Consider the following 23,324-nt stretch of genomic DNA (forward strand, 5'->3'; position numbering starts at 1 on the left):
TTGAGAAGTTCTTTAATTAAAGCGGGATCAATCGAATTCATGTTAATTCTCCTGTGTAAATGCTTCTCTTTTTAATTTCGAAGCATAATCAATTATTTACATTTACACAAAATTCCTTACAGGCTCATTGCTTCAGGAAGACCCTTGAGACCATCAACACAGGCTATCAGGATATCGTTGATACCACGATTCTTAAGTTCGGTAAACACATTCAGCCAGAACTTGGCGCCCTCGTTCTTGTCAAGCCATATACCCAGCACATCCTTGTGGCCATCCATATTGACACCTAAGGCAAGATAAACCGCCTTGTTAACCACCCGACCATCTTCACGAATCTTCATCCGAAGAGCGTCAAAATACATAATCGGATAGACCGTATCCAAAGGACGGTTCTGCCATTCTTTGACCATATCCAAAACACCGTTCGTGACCGTTGAAATCAACTCTGGTGAGACATCAACGTTGTAAATATCTTTGAGATGACCTTGAATATCACGGGTTGTCATACCACGAGCATACATCGAGAGAATTTTGTCATCAAAACCGGTAAAACGGCGTTGTCCTTTTTGGACTATCTGGGGTTCAAAGTCACTCTGGCGGTCGCGGGGAACTGATATGTTCATATCACCACGGTCAGTCTTGAGTGTTTTACGACTTCTACCATTACGGGAATTGCTGTTGTTTTTACCGGATAAGGCATTTTTCTCGTAGCCTAAATGCTCGGTCAACTCGGAATCGAGAGCTTTTTCCAAAAGGGCTTTGGTGAGTTGTTTCAGCAAGCCGTCTTTACCAATCAAATCCTCGGGCTTTTTATAATCCTTGAGTAATTCTTTGATTAGAGCGGGATCAATCGAACTCATGTTGGTCTCCTGTGTAAATGCTTCAGTTTTCAATTTCGAAGCATAATCAATTATTTACATTTACACAAAATTCCTTACAGGCTCCCCACATACAGAAAACCCTTTGACATTCTTGCCAAAGGGTCATCCCGTATTATCTGGCGGGGTTGACGAGACTCGAACTCGCGGCCTCCTGCGTGACAGGCAGGCGTTCTAAACCAAACTGAACTACAACCCCGACTTATACTTTTCGGATAATCTCTTTATGTCTTTTGTTAATCTTCTATCTATGGTGGGCAGTACTGGATTCGAACCAGTGACTCCCTGCGTGTAAGGCAGGTGCTCTGAACCAGCTGAGCTAACTGCCCATCCAAACCGGGCGTCACCTCTTCTTTTTCCAGTGACTACCCCTAAGCTTCATCCTCGCTTATCTCTTCATCCGGTCGGTCTTTTAATATTATACCGATCGGGAAAAATACACAATAACCCAAAACCAGAAGAATCGGCGCCAAAGTTATCGAGCCACTGCCGAGCGAGATATAGCCGATAATTATCGAAACTAATCCGGCGCCCATCAGCGCCCAGTTTTTCGGCCCAAACGGCAAACCGCCTTCGGATTTTGTTTTTTTCTTTGCCATAAGCGGATTCAATATATGCTCAATACCAATCTTGTCAAGTTATTTCATTACGCAATTTCGGATAACTTTTCCGAAGCCTTCAAATTGCCCAAAACAGCCAGCCCAATCCCCCAGAAAAACATCAAAAGCAACCTTACTTCTTCATCGGCAAAAAACGCCTCAAACTGAGACATTACAAAAAACACTACTGAAGATAATAAGGTCCCCAAAATCAAACCCTTTTGCCATCCGTCAGGACATTTGATATAACCCTTATACAATTTAACAACGACGATGCCCCACATTAAAAGATATAATAGGGCACAAATTATGCCTGATTCGGCGGCGACATTCAATATATCATTATGGGCGTGAGACAGATTCCGGCCGACTCTGACCTGGCGAAGAGCAATGTACTCTTTATCGAAATTCCCCGGACCAACTCCGAAAACGGGCTTTTCTTCAATCATTGACAAAGCTGTTTGCCAGATTGCCAACCGGGAATTGGCATATTTGATCGAGAACTCAGTTCCGGTCAAATTTCTGAATCGATCCAGAAAATCAGGAGATACAACAATTCCGACTGCCATCGTCAGGAGAAGTAACAAAGCAATCCATTTTCGGTACCGGGCGCTCACCAGGATAATTAAAAATACCACACCGATTACAAGAGCGACAATCGTCGAGCGTGAATAGTTAAACAAAATGCAGGCGAGGCTGATTTGAGAGGCCAATAAGTAATATATTTTTCTGAATTTGCTGGTTGCCGTAAATCCGGCCGGTACCAGGAATATCGCGGCAATGGCAAAAAATCCTGAAAATGTCAAATAAGTCGAAAAAGTTCCAATCGCCCGATATCCGAAAATCATCCGGCTCAGTAATACCTGATGATATAGATCAACCCCGACAAAATGCTGCCAGATGCCATAACCGCCCATGATAATGATACCCGCGGCAAAAACATCCAGGAGGCGGGCCAGATTCCTGATATCTTGAAACACGACGGCCCCGAATAAGGCCATCAAAAACAACCACTCCTCCCGAATCATAAAAACATCGGTCCCTCCTTTGACCATTGAGATAAATCGAAAAATGATAAAAGCAGCTATACTCAGGATTATTAAAAAAGGAGGAAACACCAGAGATGATTTATGCTGATATAAAATCAAATAAAACAAAAATGCCGTCACGGCCACTCCAAAAAAAAGTTGAGATGCCGCAATCGACGCCGGAGCCGTCAGAGCGTATCCGGCCAAACCTATCCAGGTTATTTTCAGGGAATTTTTTGCTATCGTCATGAAAACAAGTCTCGCTCGATAAGATAAACTAAATTATGTATGATAAAGATATGCTCCTCCTGAATCCTTTGCACCGAGTTGGAAGGAATAATCAGTTTATAATCGGAATATCTTTTGAGTTTGCCTCCCTTGGATCCCAGTAACGAATACACTTCGGCTTTTTTCTTTCGAGCGGCTTTGGCGGCGGTAATTAAATTTGCCGAGTTACCCGAAGTTGATATTACAACAAGCGCGTCCTTTTTGGATACCAATGATTCAACCTGGCGGGAAAATATCTTATCAAAACCGTAATCATTTCCGGCCGCGGTCAAAAGAGAACTATTGGCCGTTAATGAAACGGCCGGGAGAGATGGACGCTGAAACTTACCTGTCAAACGAACGACAAGTTCGGTCGCAAAATGTTCGCAATCGGCAGCCGATCCGCCGTTTCCCGCCAGATAAATCGTTCCGCCTTTTTTTAATACGCGGGATAACCGCTGCGCCATATCAATTATATCATTGAGCAGATTCTGGCACAGTTTATGTCGAACCGCTACCCCATCGGCCGCCGCCAGCAGCAGCATTTTTCTTTTTTCATTCTTTTTCATATCGTTCTCTATATGGTTGTTTTTGTTGATGAATGAATAGCATCAGCCATCTCAGTCATAAATCCATAATCATCTTCAAATTCCAGCCGGGTTCCGATAACGACAAACGACGCTCCCGTCTCAATCATCGCCGCCGCCTGTTCCGGACGTCGGATTCCGCCTCCCACAATGACCGGCAAATCGCAATACTCGGCCACCGCTGTCACCATCTCGCCGGGAACAGGCTGCGACGCCCCGGAACCGGCCTCGAGATAAACCAGTTTCATCCCCATATATTGAGCGGCCAGCGCATGAGCCATGGCGATATCGTTTTTATTTCTCGGAATCGGAATCGTCCCTGAAATATATTGAACCGACGTTATTCTCCCCGAATCAATCAACATATACCCGGTTGGAATCGGTTCCAGGCCAAACGCCTTAATCATCGGCGCACCCTTAACCTGCTCTTCAATCAGGTAAGTCGGATTGCGACCGGAGATAAGAGAGATATATAAAATCCCATCGGCATGTCTGGAAACCTGTCCGGAACTGCCGGGAAACAAGATTACCGGCAATTTCGTCACCCGCTTGATGTCGGCCATGCCGCTGTCGAAATCATTATGGGTAATCAGCGAACTCCCCGCCAGAATTGCGTCCACTCCGCAAACCTGAGCCGACTGGGCGGCGGATATAAGTCGCTTACGTTCGACTCGATCCGGATCGAGCAGGAGCAAAAAACCCGCCCCCTTGTCATCCCTGATTTTTAATAAATCATCAAATAAAGGCATGTCCCCTGCACCCCACATCCATGTTATTTTACTTTTTCCTTTTTCTCAATCTCTTCTCTTACCTTTTCTATCCATTTATCTTTTAAATCATCGTTGGGCAATCCACCTCGCGCAAAATTCGATTTGCCACCGCCTTTACCTCCTAATGGATTTGCAGTGCTAACAAATAAATATGTAATATCATACCCTTGTTCTATCGCTCCCGCTGAGCCTGACATCATAATTGTACTTTTGCCATTTATCGTACCTATGGATGCGTTAATACTGCTAATTGAAAGTGGTTTTATTCTATCTACATATCCTGCCATGCTGTCCTGATCAGTCTCGCCAAAGTCATGATGGCTAAACTCGACATCTCCAATTTTTTCCGTTTGGCCGACCGGTTGATCACCGCTTCCTGAAAATCGCTCTGCTTTTAGTTTTTTGATTTCTTTCTGTTTACTTTTATAATCATCTAGAATTTTCTGAACAGAATCCACCACTTTATCTGAATGTGTACTGAGTAACGAGTCAAGATTGAACACTATTTCTTTGTGTTTTAAGAATAAATCTCTCGAGCCTCGTCCCGTTACCGCTTCTATACGGCGCACGCCCGACGCGATAGCTGTCTCCTCGGTTATCATAAACGATCCGATTTCCGATGTATTGCTCACATGCGTCCCGCCGCATAATTCCTTGGAAAAATCACCAACCGAAACGATCCGCACTTCATCGCCGTACTTTTCGCCAAACAATGCCATTGCTCCCGATTTCATCGCCTCATCGACTGATTTTATTTCGGTGGCCACCGGCGTAGCCTCAAGAATCTGCTCATTGACAATTTTCTCGACATGCAAAACCTCGCCCGATGTCATCGCATGGAAATGAGAGAAATCAAAACGCAACCGTTCCGGCTCAACCAACGACCCCGATTGTTTAACATGATCGCCGAGGACTTTTCGGAGGGCGGCATGAAGCAGATGCGTAGCCGTATGATTGCGCATTATATCCTTCCGGCGTCGTTTGTCGATGCGAGCGGTTACATTGGTACCATGTTCAATAATCTCTTTGTGTCCTTTTGTGATATTTCCGCGGTGTATAATTATATCCTTATATTGCCTTACCTTTAATATTGTAATACAAAAATCGTCACCTTTGATAATTCCCATATCTCCTGTTTGTCCACCAGCTTCGACATAAAAAGGAGTTTCATATAAGGCGATAGCAACTTCATCCCTTAAAGCAGGTATTTGGCTGTCGATAACCTTTGTTTTAACTTCAATTACAGTTTCAGTATTAGTTTCTCGAACAAATTCTGTCTTCTCATTTTCCCAATATGCATCAATTCTTGCTTCCAACAAATGGGTTGAAATAAACTTTTTTGAGGAAAAGTCAGACCCTGCTCGCGATTGCTCCTGCCTCTGGTTCATGTTCTTCTCGAAACCATCCATATCCATTTTCAGTCCGGACTCACTCGCCATAATCGCCGTCATATCAACCGGGAAACCGTAAGTATCATACAGCTTAAAAATATCCTCGCCCGGAATCGTATCGCTGCCGGATGATTTGACTTTCTTTTCGAGTTGCGAAAACAACTCCAGCCCGTTATCCAAAAGATCGCTAAACCGTTCCTCTTCCGATTTGATAACCGCCTCGATATGATTTTGCTTTTCTTTCAGCTCCGTGAAATATCCGCCCATAATATCAATCAAAGTCGGAACAAGCTGATAAATAATCGGCTCGTGATACCCCAGAAGTCTCCCGTGACGAGCGGCTCGTCTCAGAATTCGCCTCAATACATAACTGCGTCCTTCGTTAGAAAGTCCCCCACCGTCAGCCAAAGCGAACGACAGCGCCCGGACATGATCGGCAATAACTCTATGAGAGGCACATTGTGCCTTTTTGGTATCATATTTTATGCCAGTTATTGCGGCGACCTGCGCCGTCAACGGCGTGAACAAATCGGTTTCATAGTTTGAGCTGACACCCTGCATTATAGCCGCGATCCGTTCCAATCCCGCGCCGGTATCCACCGACGGTTTGGGCAGAGGAACTTTGTCACCTCCATCGGCCGGTTGATCGTATTGCATAAATACCAGATTCCAGAACTCAACATAGCGGTCGTTTTCGGTATTTATCCAGGCTTTGGGATCGTCTTTGGTCAGATGATCGCCCATATCATAATGAATTTCCGAACACGGCCCGCATGGCCCGACATTGCCCATCGACCAATAATTATCATTTTTACCGAATCGCAAGATACGCCCGTTCTTTAGCTCCGGCGCGATTTTCTCCCAGAGAGCGAACGCGTCATCATCCGTTTCATACACGGTCGCATACAGCCGATCTTTGGAAAGCTCCAGCGTTTTCGTGACCCAGTCCCAGGCAAATACTATCGCTTCTTCCTTGAAATAATCGCCGAATGAAAAATTCCCCAGCATCTCAAAGAAAGTATGATGGCGGTTGGTCTGCCCGACGTTTTCCAGGTCATTATGTTTTCCGCCGGCGCGGATACATTTTTGCGAAGTTGTCGCCCGGCTGTACGACACCTTACGGCTGCCGGTAAAAACATCCTTAAACTGATTCATCCCGGCGTTGACAAAAAGTAGCGTCGGGTCATCGAGCGGAATAACCGGCGACGACGGCTGATGCGAATGCCCCCGCTCAATGAAAAAATCTATAAATGACTGTCTGATATCGATCGAATTAATTTCTACTCACCTCGTTTGAATTCGTTTTTATCAAATACCTTATCGAATGCGGTTTTGGCCGCGCCGTACGAAATTGCCCGGCGTGACAGGTAAGTATATGCTTTCTGCCGGGCCGTTTCAAGATCAAACTTTGTCAAAGATATACGCTTTTTCTCCAACAATTGCGCGGCCAATTCTGATTCATCGACCTCGGCGAGTATTTCCGTAATCACACTTTCGGCTATTTGGCGAGGTACCAGTTTATTCTGCAAATCGCGAATCAGATACCCCCGTCCGGCCGGTTTACGCCGCAGAAGCGATTCGGCCCTCATCTTGCCGTAGTTGTAATCATCCAGAAGCCCGTCTTTGCGAAAACGCCCGACGATCGATTTGATTAAATCACCCGAGATATCTTTTTGCCGCAATTTGATTTTTAACTCTCCGACCGAATGCGCCCTCCGAGCCAGAATCGATTCGGCGGTATATTTGGCGAAACTCTCATCGAGGATATTTTTGAGCTTCTCAAATTCGCTATCCGTAAATTCGTCCCCGGCCGATAGATTCAGCTTATCGATTATCCCCTTCATCGCCCGAATCTGTACGTCATTGGAAAAACTGATATGATAAACCATCCCTCGACGACCAATATCGATGATTGTGATATATTCCTGCGCTGATATCATATGCCCAATTTATCTTTTCCAAAGCATAAACACAAGAATTAGTCCTGGGGATTATCGTGAATCCGGTTACAGATCGGATGGCGATACGGTTTGTGGACCCTCCTTCACATCCCGGTTATTTTGATTTCATAAATTCCCCACCCGAAAGTTTTTGTTGCCACTTATAAGTTCATAACATTTTATAAGGCGAATCAACCATCTCAAATTTCAGGGGGACTTCTATGGAATCTACGGGAATAAATTATCTGGCCGTTTTTGTCGCCGCGGCCGCATACTGGTTGCTGGGCGCGCTCTGGTATTCCAAAGCAATTTTTGGCAAAACCTGGCTGGAAGCTTTAGGAAAATCTGAAGAGGAAGCAAAAAAAGACCATAAGCCGATCAACCTTTTTTGGGTTCTTATCTTTTCTTTTTTATCGGCCTACGGTATTGCTCGCATTCTTGTCTGGACCAGTCTCGAACCGGTCTGGGGCGCATGTGCCATCGCCGTAGTCGGAGTGATATGCTTTGTGATAGCGCCCATGGCAACTAATGACCTCATGGAACACCGCCCGGCCAAAATCTTCAGGATGAACGCTTTTTATAATTTCATCGGATTTATCATCATGGGTCTGATCATCGGCCTCTGGCGCTAAGACACAACGACAATCCGAGGGTTGTCGCTACACAGAATATGTATTTAAAACCATTGTGTCAGGTCTTGATTTTGCGAAACGAAATTGTGACCTGGCACTAATAATTCGCTTACTCAGAAAATCCACATCCACTGGATTTTGGTATGACCCCCGGCAGACGAGGACATCCGCTATTGAGGAAGTCAATATATCCGCGAAGACAAACGCGACGACGCCAAATCCGGCGACCCACCAGAGCCGGGTGAGGATGGCGGACGTTGATATTCCTTATATCTTGAAGTCGACGTTAATCCTGATTAATCATCATCCATAGGTTTTCCACAATGAGGGCATTTTTCTTGAGTGCCTTTCTTGTTTCCTATCTCTTCGACAAATCCGGATCCTAATATGCCTGCTGGCAGAGCAAACAATCCAATTCCCAATAACGCGATAATCATTCCAACGAATTTGCCCATTGGCGTCAATGGATAAACATCACCATAACCAACTGTAGTTAGCGTAATCATACCCCACCACATCGCTTCCGGGATACTTGAAAATACTATGGGCTGAGTTTCATGTTCAAGATAATACATTACACTTGACGCAATAATTAGAAGAATAATGACCATGAAAACTGTAAGTAATAATTCTTCCTTTTTTCTTTTAAATACAGCGCCCAAAATTATAAACGCATTGGAATATCTGCCAATTTTCAACACTCTAAAAACTCTCAGTAATCTTAAGGCCCTTAAGAATCTTAGATCAATAGCAACAAATATCGGCAAATAGAAAGGAAGAATTGCTATCAAATCGATTATTGCAAGCGGAGAAAAAATAAAACGCACACGGCCGGTTAAAAATTTATGAAATTTCTCATTTTCGGTACACGACCAAACCCTCAATAAATATTCTATGGTAAAAACCATAACAGAGAATATTTCAAAATAGTAAAATTGCTTTTCAAAAAGATAATTGATTGAGGAAACTGATTCGAGAATTACCGCTATTACATTTGCCGCGATTAATACAACAAGAAATAAATACACATAATTAATTGATCCTTTCTGCGTTCGTGCTTCATTTAATAACTTATAAATATGCTTCTTCATAAATTATTCGCGCCGAATAAACTCCACCATTGGGTGAGTTCAAAATATTCCATTGACTGCGATAATAATATAGAATTTATACAATAATAGCAACAAATCATTTCTTGGTATAAAACAACGATCACTTCCCCCATCAATTCCCCGCTATTTCCGAAATCTCCGCATTAAGTAAGATGAAATATGTTATGAAGCGAGATATCACCCGTAGAGGCGCGGTTTTCGCGACCGGATTCCATTGGCGCGACATCATTCGGGCCGGGAAACGCGACCCCTACGGAAAAAAAAACAGGCCCCCCGCCTGTCGTAATCACCACCGAGTTGATATGACCCAAAACGTTAATCTGAGGAAACAAACCCATTTTGATAAACTGATTTTAATCAATATTTATTGTGTTGAACATTTCCTGGCTTTTCCCGTCATTTATTTAGCGGCCGGCAAGTTATGACAAAGCAAGGGCAAAATTCAGCTAAAAATCGACAATATTAGGGAAGAAACGGCCGGTTTGGCTGTAACCCTCCTGAAAACAGCTCGACGTTTTATATTGAATTATTCAGGGCGTCGGCATAAACTAAACCGTATAAGGTTATGGAGGGACAAATGAAACAGATTATTAAAATACTGGGTCTGGCGATAATAATTATGACTCTGGCTATCCCGGCTATCGCCGACGAGATTGCCGTGACAGTCTATAATTCCGATCTGGGAGTTGTTCGGGAAACACGCAGTCTTGATTTCGTTCAGGGATTGGGCAAAATCAAATTTACCGACGTCGCCTCTCGAATCGACGCTACTTCGGTTACATTTGAAATTGTGGATACAACCAAAGAGGTCGATATTCTCGAGCAGAATTACGATTTTGATCTGGTTAACCCGGACAAGATTTATAACAAATACATCGATAACAATATTGAAATCGTTACCGAAAAGGGTGAATTATTTACCGGCAAGCTATTATCTTTCAGTGGCGGATATCTGGTGATTGAGCAAACTGGCGGAAAGATAAAAACGATTTCCAAAAGCTGGGTTCGAGATGTGACATTTCCTGATTTACCGGAAGGACTTATTACCCGACCGACCCTGTTTTGGGATTATCAGTCTAATTTCACCGGACCGGCCGAGGCGATTGTCGGGTATCAGACAACGGGCATCATTTGGCATGCTGAATATGTTGGGATTTTAGACGAAAATGATTCGCTTTTGGATTTGACCGGATGGGTTTCGATTGACAACCGCAGCGGTAAAACTTATCGAGATGCTATCCTGAAAGTTGTCGCCGGTGAAATTCATCGGGCTCGCCCCGAATACGACCGGGGTTTGGGATACGCCGAAATGGCTACGGCGGTCCCGAAGAAGGCCGTCGGTTTTGAAGAAAAAGCGTTTTTTGAATATCATTTGTACACTCTCCCCCGTAAGGCGACGATTAAGAACAACCAGATTAAGCAGATTTCGATGTTTGAACCGGCCCGCGCCATAGTAAAAAAAGAACTAAGATATTTTTCATCTCGGGGTCAGGGCGATGTCAATGTTTTTATCAAAATGAATAATTCCCGGGAAGTCGGGCTGGGTATGCCCTTACCCGCCGGGAGAGTCAGGATTTTTAAAGCCGACACCGATAAGTCGCTAATTATGCTGGGAGAAGATCGGATTGATCATACGCCGCGTAATGAGGATGTCAAGCTCAGGATTGGCAAGGCGTTTGATGTCATCGGCGAAACTACTGAAGTTTCTCGACGCAGAATTTCCGACAAAGTGACCGAATATGATATTCGCATTGAAGTGCGCAATCAAAAAGACGAACCGGTAACGGTTATTATCGAGAGGCGTTTTGGCGGATTCTGGGAGATTCTCAATGCCAGCATTGATTATGATAAGAAATCCGCTTCCAGGGTTGAATGGACTTTGGATATAGAGCCTGAGGAGAAAGGGGTTATCGATTTTACCTTACGCCTGACCAGACTTTAAGTATAGATAGGCCAATGAAGCGGTTGACAATCGAATGGCCATTTAATAAATTGAATCGATTTTTTGATCAACATATCGGGAGGATAAGGTGAGGAAAATAAATATCGCTATAGTAGTCCTGTTAATCGTCGTTTTCACATACCCGCTGGTACAGGCACAGGAAAACAAAGAATTATGGGCCGCATCGACCTATATTCAGTCGGCCAAGATTCATTACCAGCATGTATATAAGAAATCAAGATTGCGTGAAGACCTGTACCACTGTATCGATTTATTGAAAGAGGGCGCCGATAGATTCGGTCATGTTCCCCAATTTTACTATATGATTGGAACATTTTATGCAGAGATTAATGCTATTGATACTGTCGTAGCCTATTATGATTCCGTCGCTGCTTTCTGTGAAGATGAATCAATTGACAAAAAGCATCGTAAAAATTGCTATAAAAAAGAAAACTATATCAAGAAAATGAAAAAGCAACGGCTGGACTTCTGGGAGAAATCATATAACAGCGCCATTGAATATATTGGCCAGTATGATCAGGTGACCGATATGAGGGCGAACTCTCCCGAAGATTCTATATCAATTTATGATAGCCTGACGAATAAGGCATTTGACCTGGCGATGAGTGATTTCAAGATGGCGTTAACGGCTCAGCCGGGAGATACAACAACGTTAATAGGCATGGCGGCATTATACCAGCGCCAAAATATGCATAAAGAGGCAATCGATTTATACTATCAAATCAAGGATATCAAGGGCGAAGATGGCGATATCGTCAACCGCATCGCGTATGCACATATTAGTCTGGAAGACTGGGAAAATTCTCGCGATTGGTTTTTGAAACTTGAGGGATATATTCCCGACGATATCAATACTCTGGTGAATTTATCGGTCATTTTTAATCGTCTGGGCGATTATGACAAATGGAATGAATATATCGAGAAAGTACTGGCGCTTGAGCCCGAGAACAAACAGTTTTTGTTTAATGGCGGTCAATATTGGTTTATCAAAATGCAGGAAGTAGCAACCAACGATACCACTCTGGCTAAGGAATATATGCTCAACGCCAAAGGGAAATTTGAAAAACTTATTGAGATCGATCCTAATGACACCGATGGTCTCAAACAATTGGGTATTTTAAATCTCCTGAATGCGCAACCCGAAGAAGCTATCGCGCCTTTGGAAAAATATATGGAATTGATGCCGTTTGACCAGGATGTGATGGACTTTCTGTCGCGAGCCTACATTATGACGGAAAACTGGGATAAGGCCATTACGGTATATGAGAAGATGGTAGAAAACGATTCGGGAAATACCGATGCCTGGGAGAGACTTTGCGAACTCTATGGATTTAACAAAATGCAGGATAAGGCTGACGAAGCCTGTGCCAGGGTCGAGGAACTCAAAAAGCTGTAATGATACGATAAACTCTTGAATTTCAGGGCAGTCTTTTTGGGACTGCCCTTTTTTGATTATGCCCGATAAATTAATCAATCTGGCCGTTGTGGGGCCTCATCATAACCTGTTCACGTATAAAATTCGTAACGCCGATGCAGACAATCTCAAATCCGGATGCCGTTTTCTGATTCCTTTCGGAAAAACGAGAGCTGTTGGTTTTTTCGTGGAATTTCAAACCAAACCGGTTGACTATCGGCTGCGTTTTGTCAAAGAGCGAATTGATACTTTTCCCCCTTTTCCCAAATACCTCTTCGATTTTTGCCGCTGGATTTCGGAATACTATTTCGCTCCCTTGGGAGAAACGCTTGCTGCGGCTTTACCGGGAACCGGGAGCAAGAAGACCAAGCTCGATTTTATTCCGAGTGATATTGAATATCTAAAGACAATTTCTTCAGACAATACCGGCGAATACGAATTGGCTCGATACCTGCTTCGATATGGGCGAATCAAAGAGGAAAAAGTTCATAGCGACAAAGAATTTTCGGCAATTGTCGAGGATTGGCTCGATAAAAATATCTTAACAACTCGCTATCGCGTGCGTCAAACGCGGGCGAAGCTTATGGGTTATCGGCTGAATAAAAAAAATGTTATCCCTCCTTTGGAAAATTCGGAGCGATTGCAAAAATTAAATTCGGAAATCATATATTCGAGAACCCAACTTCTGGAAGAAATGGGATTTTCCGATTATCGCGTTAAAAAATTAGTTGATGAAAAATTCCTGAAAAAAATATATGATGAAGGCGGCGTGACGCAATTGACTTCGTACCCGATTCGTCATGATTTGCCGGGATTGTCGCTCCTGCCGGAGCAAAAACAAGCTCATGATGAAATCGTACCGGCCATTACGAAAAAATCATTTCGACCGTTTATGCTATTCGGCGTGACCGGTTCGGGCAAAACCCTGGTGTATTGTCATGCCGCCAAAAAGGCGGTCGAGGCCGGCGGTTCGGTTCTGGTGATGGTTCCGGAAATCGCTCTTTCGGGTTTACTTCTCTCTTCATTCGCGGCCTTTTTTGGCGATCGGGTCGCCGTGATTCATTCGGGCATGACTTTGAATCAACGACTGGCTATTCGGCAAAAGATTCATTCCGGCGAAATCAGGGTCGTAATCGGGCCTCGCTCGGCTATTTTCGCGCCGCTTTCAAATCCCCGGTTGATAATCGTCGATGAAGAACACGACCCGTCATACAAGCAGGATGACCCGGCTCCCCGCTATCATGGCCGTGACGCGGCGGTGATGCTGGCTCGCATGGTCGGCTGTCCGATAATTCTCGGCTCGGCATCCCCTTCGGTTGAATCTTATCACAATGCTGTTATCGGCAGATATACGATGTTGACTCTCAGACAACGTCCCAAATCGGGATACCGGATGCCGAAAATCGTAACGCTGGATATGAAGACCGAAAAGATATCGGGAGAATTTTCATTTTTGTCGTATCGGCTGAAGCGGGAAACCGAGAAACATTATGAAGCCGGCGGGCAGATTATTTATTATCTCAATCGCAGGGGGTTTTCGCCGCGGATTAAATGCCGTGAATGCGGCCATGTGCCGATCTGTGAAAACTGCGGCATTACCATGACCTATCATCGGGCCGAGAATTCGTTGAAATGTCATTTTTGCGATTATGTCGAGCCTTCGGAAAAAAATTGCGCTCGATGCAACGGGCATGAATTTATCCATATCGGAACGGGCACTCAGAGGGTTGAGGAAAATTTGGCGGTGTTGTTTTCCGATATCAAAGCCGAACGAATCGACTCCGACCGGGCGGCTTCGAAATCGGGGCAATTAATCCTGGGAGAATTTGGCGAGGAAAAATTTGATTTACTCTTGGGAACGCAAATGGTGACCAAAGGTCTTGATTTTCCGGGTGTGACGCTGGTGGGTGTTCTTTCGGCTGACATCGGTCTGGATATGCCCGATTTTCGAGCCGCCGAAAAAACCTACGCGCGGCTGTTGCAGGTGGCCGGACGGGCCGGGCGGGGCGACCGCGAAGGCTTGGTCATGGTCCAGACATATTATAACGACCATCCCGTTATCAGGACGCTGTCTGAGGGAAATTATGTTGAGTTCTTCGAACGAATCATAAAAGAGCGAGAGACGCTATTTTATCCGCCGTTTTCGAGACTGATAAACATTACTCTGCAATCGCCGGATGAGAAACTACTGGAAAAAGAGTCGCTCAGTTTTCGGATTCAATTGGAAGAACATCTGGCGAAACTGAATAATTTTGTTCTTTTGGGACCGGCTAAAGCGCCGTTATATAAATTGCGGGGCAATTACCGGCGCCGATTTATATTGAAATGCGCCGGGATCAAAAAAGTCGTCTCGCGACTGAGAAATTGGCAAAGGGAAAAATCCAATTTCGGCCTGCCCACCAAAATCCGTGTAATTTTCGACATCGATCCGTTCAATATGATGTGAGATTCTTGATACTACTATTCTCTGTCTTTATTCAATATATGCCAATATAAAATCCCCACGGGAACAAATAAGACAATTTTGGGTTTAATATTATAGAGTATATTGGTCTATATATCTTGATTTGCTCCCCGCAGACGACCGGAATTGCTTAGTAAGGTGGGTTAAAATTGAATAAAGATTTGGAAAATAAATTATCTTCATATCCCAATGTCAAATTCATGCTCGACGGATTGCCCAAAGATATTTGGAGTCTGTTTTTGCCTGAAGATTTGGATAAATTATATATTCTCGAATCACGAATTGTTGTGTTTAAGAAAAAAGAGATGGAGCGCGAACGCGTGATGTCAATTCAGAGGGTGTGTGATTTTCCATTGCACCCCAATGAATCGTTGGCTGAAGTTCAGGCGCGAGCGCGGATTCAGGGCAAGAAAAACGACAAAAAGTTTCGCCGCCGCGGTTTGGATAACGACCGGGATTATCTGTAATAGATTATTCGGTTTTCACGGCGTAATTAGTCATATCCATAGAAGCTCTTTTCTTTCAGTTCAGGATTAGTAATTTTAGATTGCTCAACTGTCTCATTACATTCCCTTTAAATATCCTGCAATCCCTTGACTCGTGCCGTTTTTCGTGGTACAATCAGGAATTATTCAATAAAAAATCAGGGAGCAAAATATGAGCACCGATGTAAATAAAATGCGCTGGGATTTGGAATCAATATTTCCGGGCGGATCGGATTCAAAAGAATACGCCGAATTTCGCAAAAAACTATCCGAGAGTATCAAAGAAATTGAACAGGAATATGAAAAGTTACCGAAAACTATGGACGATTCCAATTTGGGCGCCTGGGCCGATTTTTTCAATAAAATTTCCGACGCGGCCGAGCATCTGCATCATGCCTACGGTTTTGCCGGTCAATTAATGGCCCAGGATGTCAAAGATGAGAAAGCAATCATCATCGACAGCGAGATTATGGAAATGAATTCCAATCTGGAAAAAATCATTACCGATATCGAGGATTTTTCGACGCGAGCTACTGATGAATTTTGGGAAAAACTGGTCAACCAACCACAGCTTGTCACGACTAAGTTTTTCTGGAATGAACTTCGCGACAAGGCCCGAATGAAAATGGATCCCAATCTGGAAAAGCTGGCAGTGGAACTTTCGGTTAATGGGTATCATGCCTGGAACCGGTTGTACACCAGGATGGCCGGGGATATGACGGCTGAGTTTACCGAGGACGGGGAAACCAAAAATTTGTCGATGGGGCAACTGGCCAACAAATTCGCATCGCCCGACCGAGCAATTCGAAAACAAGCGTTTGAGAAGCTGGAAGAATCGTGGAAAACGGTCGCATCGCTGGCGGCAATGACGCTCAATTTTCAAGCCGGTTATCGATTGAGCCTTTACAAAAATCGCGACTGGGATTCGGCATTGGTGGAACCGCTTTTGAACGGACGATTGAAACGCGAAACTCTTGACGCCATGTGGGAAGCGGTGTCCGGGGGTGTTGGCAAAATCGCGGAATATATTGATACCAAGAAAAAACTATTGGGAATAAAAAACTTCAGATGGTATGACCAAACTGCGCCGATCGGCGAGACGGAAAAGAAAATTGAGTATAATGAGGCGTGTGATTTTGTAGTTGAGCATTTGACTTCGTTTTCACCCGAGATGGGAAAGTTCGCTCGCCGGGTTATAGATGAACGCTGGATTGAGGCTGAAGATCGGCCGGGTAAGGCCGCGGGGGGGTTCTGCTCCGGGTTGCCGCTCAAAAAACAATCCCGAATTTTCATGACTTTTTCCGGCAATTACGAGGAGATAATGACCCTGGCTCACGAAATCGGCCACGCTTATCATAGTTATGTATTATACGAGCAGCCGTATTTCGCTCGCAATTATCCCTTTAATCTTGCCGAAACCGCATCGACGTTCAATGAACTTCTGGTAACCGACGCCGCTCTGGGTAATGCCGATAATGAACAGGAACGACTGGTCATGCTCGACCATAAAATTCAGGAAGGCCTGATCCTGTTTTGTAATTTGCACGCGCGCTATATATTCGATTGCAATTTTTATAAAGAACGGGAAAATGGAACGGTCGCCAGGGAACGGTTGAATGAGTTGATGGTCGAGGCTCAAAAGCAGGCCTACGACGGCATTCTTGCCGATGACGGTTATCACCCGTTATTCTGGGCATCGAAGCTTCATTTCTTTGAGACGGAAGTTCCATTTTATAATTTCCCATACACATACGGATACTTGTTTTCGGGAGGTATATATGATCTGGCCAAGAAAGAGGGTCCCGGATTCTCCGAAAAGTACCGATCTCTGCTGGCCGACACGGGATCGATGACATCAGAGGATATCGCTCAAAAACATCTCGGGGTTGACTTGACCAAAATTGATTTTTGGAAAGAGGCGGTCAATCGGGTCCTGGCTGACGTAGGGCCGTACATCGAGTTGGCGAGTAAAAAATAAGATATTGCGGAGATTCGCGTGTTACAGGATATAACTATGATATAAAAACGTCTTGACCCTCGTAATAAGTAGCGATATATTGGCAAGTTAAATATAGAATTTATTGATAGGATAAATATTGCATCATAGCCGGAGACAATTTTACGAAGAAACCTCCACTCATTTAGGCGTATATTGTCGCAAGGTCGGCCTGACTCCGAATATTCTGACCGGCCTGTCGCTTCTGTGCGCTGTCGCATCCGGATATTTTTTCTGGAAGAGTGAGATTTGGTACGGGGTAATTTTCATATTACTTACTTCGATTACCGATATGCTGGACGGCGCCACCGCCCGGGCGGGAAACATGGGGACGACTTTTGGAGGAATTCTTGATCATGTTTCCGATCGCTATGGCGAATTTTTTATTCTCCTGGGCATAGGCATATCGGGGATGGTGCATCCGGGTTGGGCGATTTTTGCTCTGTTTGGAATGTTAATCGCGTCCTATACTCGAGCCGCCGCCGAATCAATTAGTAATTTACCGAGCGTCGCTGTAGGTATGATGGGACGACTGGAAAAATTCATTTTAATCATGGCCGGGGTGCTTCTTGAAAAGTATTTCCCGGGCAATCATATTTTAGCCATCTTTTTGATTATAGTCGGGGCTACTTCCGTGATTACATCGATTCAGCGACTGCTGTTTTCGAAAAAGGAATTGGAAAGACGATCCGAATAAAATGATTTTGGCTATCGGCAATCCGGTTTATGATTACATCGAAACCAAAAAAATCAAAACGGAAGGGCGTATTCTGTCGGGATGTTCAACCAACGCAGCCTTGGCTCTTTCCAGGATGGGCCGCGAAGTAACCTTAATCGGCTCCGTTGGCGGTGATTTTTCGGAGAGTTTTAAAATCGATATTGAAAAACACGGGATAACCGCTTCGGTGCACTCCTCCCGTGAAACCGGCGGTTTTTCGCTGATTTACTACGATGATTTCGGCAATCGGCATCTTGATCTATTGGGGCGGGCCGACCCGATTGGAAAAATAGATGACATGTATCTGAAAAATGCCGATGCCATACTTATAGGACCAATCTTAAAAGAGGTATCGTTTGAATTGATTCGCGATATTCGCAATCGTTTTTCGGGCTTGTTTTTTTGCGATCCTCAGGGGCTGTTACGAGGCGCCGGTGAGAATGATCGCATTTATCACGAAAAGCAGGAGGGCATTGAGGAAATTCTGGGACTGTTCGATATCGTCAAACCGAATGAATTGGAAGGAAAAGTCTTAACCGGCATTGATTGCCGCAAAGATCCTTTTAAAGCAGCTCGTATAATTAAAGATTGGGGTCCGAAATTAGTTATTGTTACTTTGGCGGAATTAGGATCGGTTATTTTTGACGGCAATGAATTTATTGAAATTCCTCCCTTTCCGGTTGATTTATTGGACTCCACCGGAGCGGGTGATACCTATATGGCCGGATTTACTTACGCACACTTAAAAGGGGAATCATTGTGGGAATGCGGTACTTTTGCTTCCTGCGTTAGTTCAATCATGATTGAGCAGATCGGACCCGATTTTATTCTTAACGAATCCGAAGTACGCCGGCGACAGAATAAGTTATTGAAAAACAAAGGTTTTAAGATACAGTTGGAACAATAAGAAATATTTGCCCGGCCCGAGCGCTTTGGATCGGACATATAATTATAACAATTAGGATAAGGAGTATCATTCAATGAGAATTATGGTACAAATTGACGGCGCTTATTTAGAAAGAATGCTCTCGGAAGAGCATAATTCACCGGCTATCGATTATTCCAAGCTGGCCACGAAATTAGTCAATACCGTGATTACCGATTCCGAAGCGGATCTCTATTTATTGCGGACCTATTACTACCATGCCTTGCCCTGGATCGGTAAATCGCCGAATGAACAGGAAGCTGAAATGCATAAGAAGAAGATGGGGTTTTTTATACGCCTGGAGCATCTTCCCCGCTTCGATGTATATCTCGGCCGTACTCAGAGAATATTAAACGAGGATGGCTCTTATACTTATCAGCAAAAAGGGATTGACGTTTTAATGACGACTCACATGCTGGAAATTGCCGCTCGCAAAATGATCTCGCATTTAATTCTCCTTGCCCCTGACGGCGATTATGTCCCGGCCATTCGAGCCGTTAAATCAATGGGCGTTGTAACGCATCTGGCGCACGGCCAGAGACCGCAGGCATCATCCGAACTTATAAAAACCGTCGATGAGCGAATTGAATTGACATCCGAGTTTTTAGTCGATTGTATGCGCAACGTTTATTGACGGAGGAAGGTAACAAATCAATGAAAGCCTTAACAATTATCAGTGGAGTCGCTCTTTTGATGCTTCTATTAACCATGGGGTGTTCGATGAATCCAACCGCAAAAGACGGCGACACGGTAAAAGTCCATTATGTCGGAACCTTAGATGATGGCAGTGAATTCGATTCCTCCCGCGGACGCGATCCGCTTGAGTTTACAATCGGAAAACCGGGAATTATTGAGGGGTTCTCAAACGGTGTTCTGGGAATGACCGTTGGTGAAACTAAGAAAATAACATTGCCTCCGGAAGAAGCATATGGGCAACCTCGACCTGATATGATACAGGAAGTTCCGCTATCATCATTTCCGGAAACTATTACGCCCGAAGTTGGTGTGGAATTAAGTATGCAGAATGCTTCCGGTCAGCCTTTTCCGGTCAAGATTACTGCAATGGCCGATTCCACCGCGACCCTCGATGCCAACCATCCCCTGGCAGGAAAGACTTTGACGTTTGAGTTGGAATTGATTGAAATTGTCGCAGACACAACAGGTGAATAAAATATAATTCGTTAGGCGGAGTATTTAAAAATTCTCCGCCCTTTTTATACATTTTCATTATCCGGCGCACACTTGACGTCGGTGCAAAAAGTACCTATACTCATCAAAATCAGATTTGATTACAAAATAATTTTGGAGGATAAAATGGGTATTTACAGAATTCCGACGCCTAAAAACGAGCCGATCAAATCTTATGCTCCCGGGACTCCGGAACGGGCGGATTTGAAAAAAGCTCTGGCCAATCTGAAAGCTCGCAAGCTTGACGTGCCGATGATCATCGGCGGTAAAGAAATCAAAACCGATAAAACCGTTAAGATGGTTTGCCCTCATAATCATGGATTCGAGCTGGGTCATTATTATCGAGGCGGGGCCGACGAAATTCAGATGGCAATCAATTCCGCCCTGGCCGCCAAGCATGACTGGGAACAAATGCCTCTCGACCAGCGGGCGGCGATTTTTCTAAAGGCGGCGGACCTTCTGGCCGGACCGTATCGGGCGATAGTCAATGCCGCGACAATGTTGGCTCATAGTAAAAATATTTTCCAGGCAGAGATTGACGCGGTTTGTGAACTGGTCGACTTCTTCCGCTTTAACGCCTATTACATGCAGGAAATCTATCATATACAGCCCGGTTCATCCGATACCGTCTGGAATTATGTCGAATATCGTCCTCTGGAAGGATTCGTATTCGCCGTAACGCCGTTTAATTTTGTTTCCATCGCGGGCAACTTACCGACGGCTCCGGCCATCATGGGTAACGTCTGCCTCTGGAAACCGGCGTCGAGCGTTGTCTATACCGCGCATTTTATCATGAAGATTCTGAAAGAAGCCGGATTGCCTGATGGTGTTATTAATTTGATAACCGCCCGCGGCGCGGATGTCGGTGAAATTATAATGAAGAATGAGCACCTCGCCGGAATTCATTTTACCGGTTCGACGGCAGTCTTTCAAAATATGTGGAAGACGGTCGGTGAAAATATCGCTTCGTACAAGAGCTATCCGCGAATCGTCGGCGAAACGGGCGGTAAGGATTTTGTTTTTGTTCATAATTCATCCTCACCGATTGAAGTTGCCACGGCATTATTGCGGGGCGCTTTTGAATATCAGGGACAAAAATGCTCAGCGGCATCCCGTTCGTATATACCCGCCTCAATGTGGGATAATGTCAAAAATCTGCTTCTCAAACAGGTTGGCGAATTGAAGATGGGTGACCCTGAAGATTTTACAAACTTTATTAATGCCGTCATTGATAAGAGCGCTTTTGATGATATCACCGGATATATCGATTATGCCAAAAAGTCAAAAGACTGCGAAATTATCATTGGCGGCAATTATGATGATTCCAAAGGGTATTTTATTGAGCCGACGATTGTCGTCACTAGCGATCCTCATTTCAAATTAATGGAGGAAGAAATATTCGGTCCGGTTCTAACTATTTATATTTATCAGGACGAAGATTTCGAGAAAACACTGCATATATGCAACACGACCTCCCCGTACGCCTTGACCGGGGCGATTTTCGCGCGCGATCGTTATGCCATTGTTACAGCTAACAATATCTTGCGTCACGCCGCGGGCAACTATTATATCAATGACAAACCAACCGGAGCAGTAGTGGGTCAGCAGCCGTTCGGCGGTTCGCGGGCCTCGGGTACCAATGATAAAGCGGGTTCGCTTTCGAATATGATTCGCTGGACGTCGCCTCGGACGATTAAGGAAGCGCTGGTTCCTCCGACCGATTATCGCTATCCGTTTATGGAAGCTGATTGATTATTTTCAATATTATTCCGAGCTCGGATATGTATTTGTATTCGGGCTTTTTTTATATTTAAGAATTACTGACAAAAGCCATAAATGCCAGTCAAAAAACAGTCAAATCCCCTATGAAATAATTGATATAACTTGATTTTTTTTATTGCGCAATGTTTAAAAAAACTGATTATTCACTTAATGAAAGCACGTTTTGCGTAGGTAGTATGAGAGAAGTATGGAGCGAAAATTTAAAAAACAGACTTTATCAAATAAAAGAATGTTAAAAGGAGTGTTCACATGCCAGTTAAAAAGACGACCAAAAAGAAAGCGGCCAGGAAGCCTGCCCGAAAGACAACCAGGAAAGCTGCGCCAAAGAGGAAAACCACTAAGAAGACTGCCGCCAGGAAGAAAGTAGCCAGAAAAGTCGCACCGAAGAAGAAAGCGGCCCCGAAGAAAAAAGCCACTAAACGTAAACCGAACGCGGCATTTATGAAACCAATGACACCTTCGGCTGCGTTGGCTGAGGTCGTGGGGAGTAAAGCTATTCCTCGCACCGAAGTCACCAAGAAACTTTGGGCTTATATCAAGAAGCATGATCTCCAGGATCCGAAAAACAGACGGGATATCATTGCCGACGCTAAGCTGAAAGGTGTCTTTGGAGGAAAGAAAAAAGTCAATATGTTTGAGATGACCAAACTGGTCAGTAAGCATCTCAAATAAAAAATATTCTCTCTAATCGACAACTGGGATTTAATAGCGGACGGCTGACATGGAATGTCGGCCGTCCGTTTTTTTATGCGGCCGTAGGCAGAACACCACGGCTTTAGCCGTGGATGAATGAGCCTTGAGGCGGTATAATACCGTTATGGAAGTTATCAAGACATCGCATAGCATGTATTGTTTGCAATATCATGTTGTTTGGGTTTGCAAATACCGCCGAAAGATCCTGAAGCCTGGTGTCTGTTCTTATATTCGCAAGACGTTTCCGGGACTGCTTCGCGGAATGCCCGGTGTAACGCTAGGTCCAATTGGCTTTGATGGTGATCATCTTCATATGTTGATGACGATTCCTCCCCGATATAGCATATCAGAAACTATGGGCAGATTAAAAAGTCAATTGGCGTCAAGGATGCGAGAGTTTTTTCCGTGGTTGTCAAAAGTCTATTGGAATGAAAACATTGTTTGGTCACCGGGCTATTTCGTAAGCAGTGTAGGTTTGGACGAGAAGACAAT

The 23,324-nt window shown here is 44.4% G+C and carries 20 protein-coding genes, 2 tRNA genes and 1 pseudogene; 13 read left to right on the top strand and 10 right to left on the bottom strand.

Annotated elements, in window-relative coordinates; genetic code table 11:
• Nucleotides 1-125 precede the first annotated feature (125 nt).
• The 9 genes and pseudogenes from V3V99_02940 to V3V99_02980 form a co-directional block, all read right to left on the bottom strand.
• Nucleotides 126-860: pseudogene (locus tag V3V99_02940) on the bottom strand (IS256 family transposase).
• Between the two features lie 138 nt (nt 861-998).
• Nucleotides 999-1,077 (bottom strand) — tRNA-Asp (locus V3V99_02945).
• A gap of 52 nt (nt 1,078-1,129) precedes the next feature.
• A tRNA-Val gene (locus V3V99_02950) sits at nt 1,130-1,207 on the bottom strand.
• Nucleotides 1,208-1,249: 42 nt separating this feature from the next.
• Nucleotides 1,250-1,477, bottom strand: a complete 228-nt coding sequence (locus V3V99_02955) for a hypothetical protein (protein ID MEE9441606.1) — start codon at nt 1,475-1,477, stop codon at nt 1,250-1,252.
• Between the two features lie 47 nt (nt 1,478-1,524).
• On the bottom strand, nt 1,525-2,754 hold the full coding sequence (locus V3V99_02960) for an O-antigen ligase family protein (GenBank protein MEE9441607.1): 1,230 nt from the start codon (nt 2,752-2,754) through the stop codon (nt 1,525-1,527).
• Nucleotides 2,751-3,341, bottom strand: a complete 591-nt coding sequence (locus V3V99_02965; protein ID MEE9441608.1) for an SIS domain-containing protein — start codon at nt 3,339-3,341, stop codon at nt 2,751-2,753. The genes V3V99_02960 and V3V99_02965 overlap by 4 nt, the downstream gene beginning before the upstream one ends.
• 8 nt (nt 3,342-3,349) lie before the next feature.
• Nucleotides 3,350-4,108: a geranylgeranylglyceryl/heptaprenylglyceryl phosphate synthase gene (locus V3V99_02970; GenBank protein MEE9441609.1), complete on the bottom strand. Its 759-nt coding sequence runs from the start codon at nt 4,106-4,108 to the stop codon at nt 3,350-3,352.
• Between the two features lie 23 nt (nt 4,109-4,131).
• A complete protein-coding gene (alaS, locus tag V3V99_02975; protein MEE9441610.1) occupies nt 4,132-6,798 on the bottom strand; it encodes an alanine--tRNA ligase in 2,667 nt (888 codons plus the stop codon).
• Between the two features lie 2 nt (nt 6,799-6,800).
• Nucleotides 6,801-7,460, bottom strand: coding sequence for a regulatory protein RecX (locus tag V3V99_02980; protein ID MEE9441611.1), 660 nt, complete (start codon nt 7,458-7,460; stop codon nt 6,801-6,803).
• Nucleotides 7,461-7,681: 221 nt separating this feature from the next.
• Between V3V99_02980 and V3V99_02985 the strand changes: the two genes are divergently transcribed.
• Nucleotides 7,682-8,092 (top strand): DUF1761 domain-containing protein, encoded by a 411-nt coding sequence (locus V3V99_02985; protein ID MEE9441612.1) that lies wholly within the window; start codon nt 7,682-7,684, stop codon nt 8,090-8,092.
• 296 nt (nt 8,093-8,388) lie between these two features.
• Here the strand turns inward: V3V99_02985 and V3V99_02990 are convergent, their stop codons facing one another.
• Complete coding sequence (locus V3V99_02990; protein ID MEE9441613.1) at nt 8,389-9,183, bottom strand: ion transporter; 795 nt, start codon at nt 9,181-9,183, stop codon at nt 8,389-8,391.
• A gap of 598 nt (nt 9,184-9,781) precedes the next feature.
• Between V3V99_02990 and V3V99_02995 the strand changes: the two genes are divergently transcribed.
• The 12 genes from V3V99_02995 to tnpA form a co-directional block, all read left to right on the top strand.
• Nucleotides 9,782-11,146, top strand: coding sequence for a hypothetical protein (locus tag V3V99_02995; protein ID MEE9441614.1), 1,365 nt, complete (start codon nt 9,782-9,784; stop codon nt 11,144-11,146).
• An 88-nt stretch (nt 11,147-11,234) separates the two neighbouring features.
• Entirely contained in the window at nt 11,235-12,563 is a 1,329-nt protein-coding gene (locus tag V3V99_03000; protein ID MEE9441615.1) for a hypothetical protein, read from the top strand.
• Nucleotides 12,564-12,621: 58 nt separating this feature from the next.
• Nucleotides 12,622-15,027, top strand: coding sequence for a primosomal protein N' (gene priA, locus V3V99_03005; GenBank protein ID MEE9441616.1), 2,406 nt, complete (start codon nt 12,622-12,624; stop codon nt 15,025-15,027).
• A gap of 167 nt (nt 15,028-15,194) precedes the next feature.
• Nucleotides 15,195-15,512, top strand: a complete 318-nt coding sequence (locus V3V99_03010; protein MEE9441617.1) for a hypothetical protein — start codon at nt 15,195-15,197, stop codon at nt 15,510-15,512.
• A gap of 190 nt (nt 15,513-15,702) precedes the next feature.
• Entirely contained in the window at nt 15,703-17,508 is a 1,806-nt protein-coding gene (locus tag V3V99_03015; GenBank protein MEE9441618.1) for a M3 family oligoendopeptidase, read from the top strand.
• Between the two features lie 118 nt (nt 17,509-17,626).
• Complete coding sequence (locus tag V3V99_03020) at nt 17,627-18,223, top strand: CDP-alcohol phosphatidyltransferase family protein (GenBank protein ID MEE9441619.1); 597 nt, start codon at nt 17,627-17,629, stop codon at nt 18,221-18,223.
• Nucleotide 18,224: 1 nt separating this feature from the next.
• Nucleotides 18,225-19,151 (top strand): PfkB family carbohydrate kinase, encoded by a 927-nt coding sequence (locus V3V99_03025; GenBank protein MEE9441620.1) that lies wholly within the window; start codon nt 18,225-18,227, stop codon nt 19,149-19,151.
• Nucleotides 19,152-19,224: 73 nt separating this feature from the next.
• Nucleotides 19,225-19,803 (top strand): NYN domain-containing protein, encoded by a 579-nt coding sequence (locus V3V99_03030; GenBank protein ID MEE9441621.1) that lies wholly within the window; start codon nt 19,225-19,227, stop codon nt 19,801-19,803.
• A gap of 20 nt (nt 19,804-19,823) precedes the next feature.
• Nucleotides 19,824-20,339, top strand: a complete 516-nt coding sequence (locus tag V3V99_03035) for a peptidylprolyl isomerase (GenBank protein ID MEE9441622.1) — start codon at nt 19,824-19,826, stop codon at nt 20,337-20,339.
• 144 nt (nt 20,340-20,483) lie between these two features.
• A complete protein-coding gene (gene pruA / locus V3V99_03040; GenBank protein MEE9441623.1) occupies nt 20,484-22,109 on the top strand; it encodes an L-glutamate gamma-semialdehyde dehydrogenase in 1,626 nt (541 codons plus the stop codon).
• A gap of 279 nt (nt 22,110-22,388) precedes the next feature.
• Nucleotides 22,389-22,811, top strand: coding sequence for an SWIB/MDM2 domain-containing protein (locus tag V3V99_03045; GenBank protein ID MEE9441624.1), 423 nt, complete (start codon nt 22,389-22,391; stop codon nt 22,809-22,811).
• Between the two features lie 124 nt (nt 22,812-22,935).
• Nucleotides 22,936-23,324: IS200/IS605 family transposase (tnpA, locus tag V3V99_03050; protein MEE9441625.1), on the top strand; the 389-nt coding region annotated here is incomplete at its 3' end.

This window comes from Candidatus Zixiibacteriota bacterium (assembly GCA_036480375.1).
Taxonomy (GTDB): domain Bacteria; phylum Zixibacteria; class MSB-5A5; order GN15; family JAAZOE01; genus JAZGGI01.

Bases quoted from the DNA above. Each gene is read 5' to 3' on its own strand.
- V3V99_03035 (MEE9441622.1), top strand. From the start codon at position 19,824: ATGAAAGCCTTAACAATTATCAGTGGAGTCGCTCTTTTGATGCTTCTA.
- V3V99_02990 (MEE9441613.1), bottom strand. From the start codon at position 9,183: ATGAAGAAGCATATTTATAAGTTATTAAATGAAGCACGAACGCAGAAA.
- V3V99_02970 (MEE9441609.1), bottom strand. From the start codon at position 4,108: ATGCCTTTATTTGATGATTTATTAAAAATCAGGGATGACAAGGGGGCG.
- V3V99_02960 (MEE9441607.1), bottom strand. From the start codon at position 2,754: ATGACGATAGCAAAAAATTCCCTGAAAATAACCTGGATAGGTTTGGCC.
- V3V99_03030 (MEE9441621.1), top strand. From the start codon at position 19,225: ATGAGAATTATGGTACAAATTGACGGCGCTTATTTAGAAAGAATGCTC.
- V3V99_03045 (MEE9441624.1), top strand. From the start codon at position 22,389: ATGCCAGTTAAAAAGACGACCAAAAAGAAAGCGGCCAGGAAGCCTGCC.
- V3V99_03015 (MEE9441618.1), top strand. From the start codon at position 15,703: ATGAGCACCGATGTAAATAAAATGCGCTGGGATTTGGAATCAATATTT.
- V3V99_02965 (MEE9441608.1), bottom strand. From the start codon at position 3,341: ATGAAAAAGAATGAAAAAAGAAAAATGCTGCTGCTGGCGGCGGCCGAT.
- priA (MEE9441616.1), top strand. From the start codon at position 12,622: ATGCCCGATAAATTAATCAATCTGGCCGTTGTGGGGCCTCATCATAAC.
- V3V99_02985 (MEE9441612.1), top strand. From the start codon at position 7,682: ATGGAATCTACGGGAATAAATTATCTGGCCGTTTTTGTCGCCGCGGCC.
- V3V99_02995 (MEE9441614.1), top strand. From the start codon at position 9,782: ATGAAACAGATTATTAAAATACTGGGTCTGGCGATAATAATTATGACT.
- V3V99_02955 (MEE9441606.1), bottom strand. From the start codon at position 1,477: ATGGCAAAGAAAAAAACAAAATCCGAAGGCGGTTTGCCGTTTGGGCCG.
- pruA (MEE9441623.1), top strand. From the start codon at position 20,484: ATGGGTATTTACAGAATTCCGACGCCTAAAAACGAGCCGATCAAATCT.
- V3V99_03025 (MEE9441620.1), top strand. From the start codon at position 18,225: ATGATTTTGGCTATCGGCAATCCGGTTTATGATTACATCGAAACCAAA.
- V3V99_02980 (MEE9441611.1), bottom strand. From the start codon at position 7,460: ATGATATCAGCGCAGGAATATATCACAATCATCGATATTGGTCGTCGA.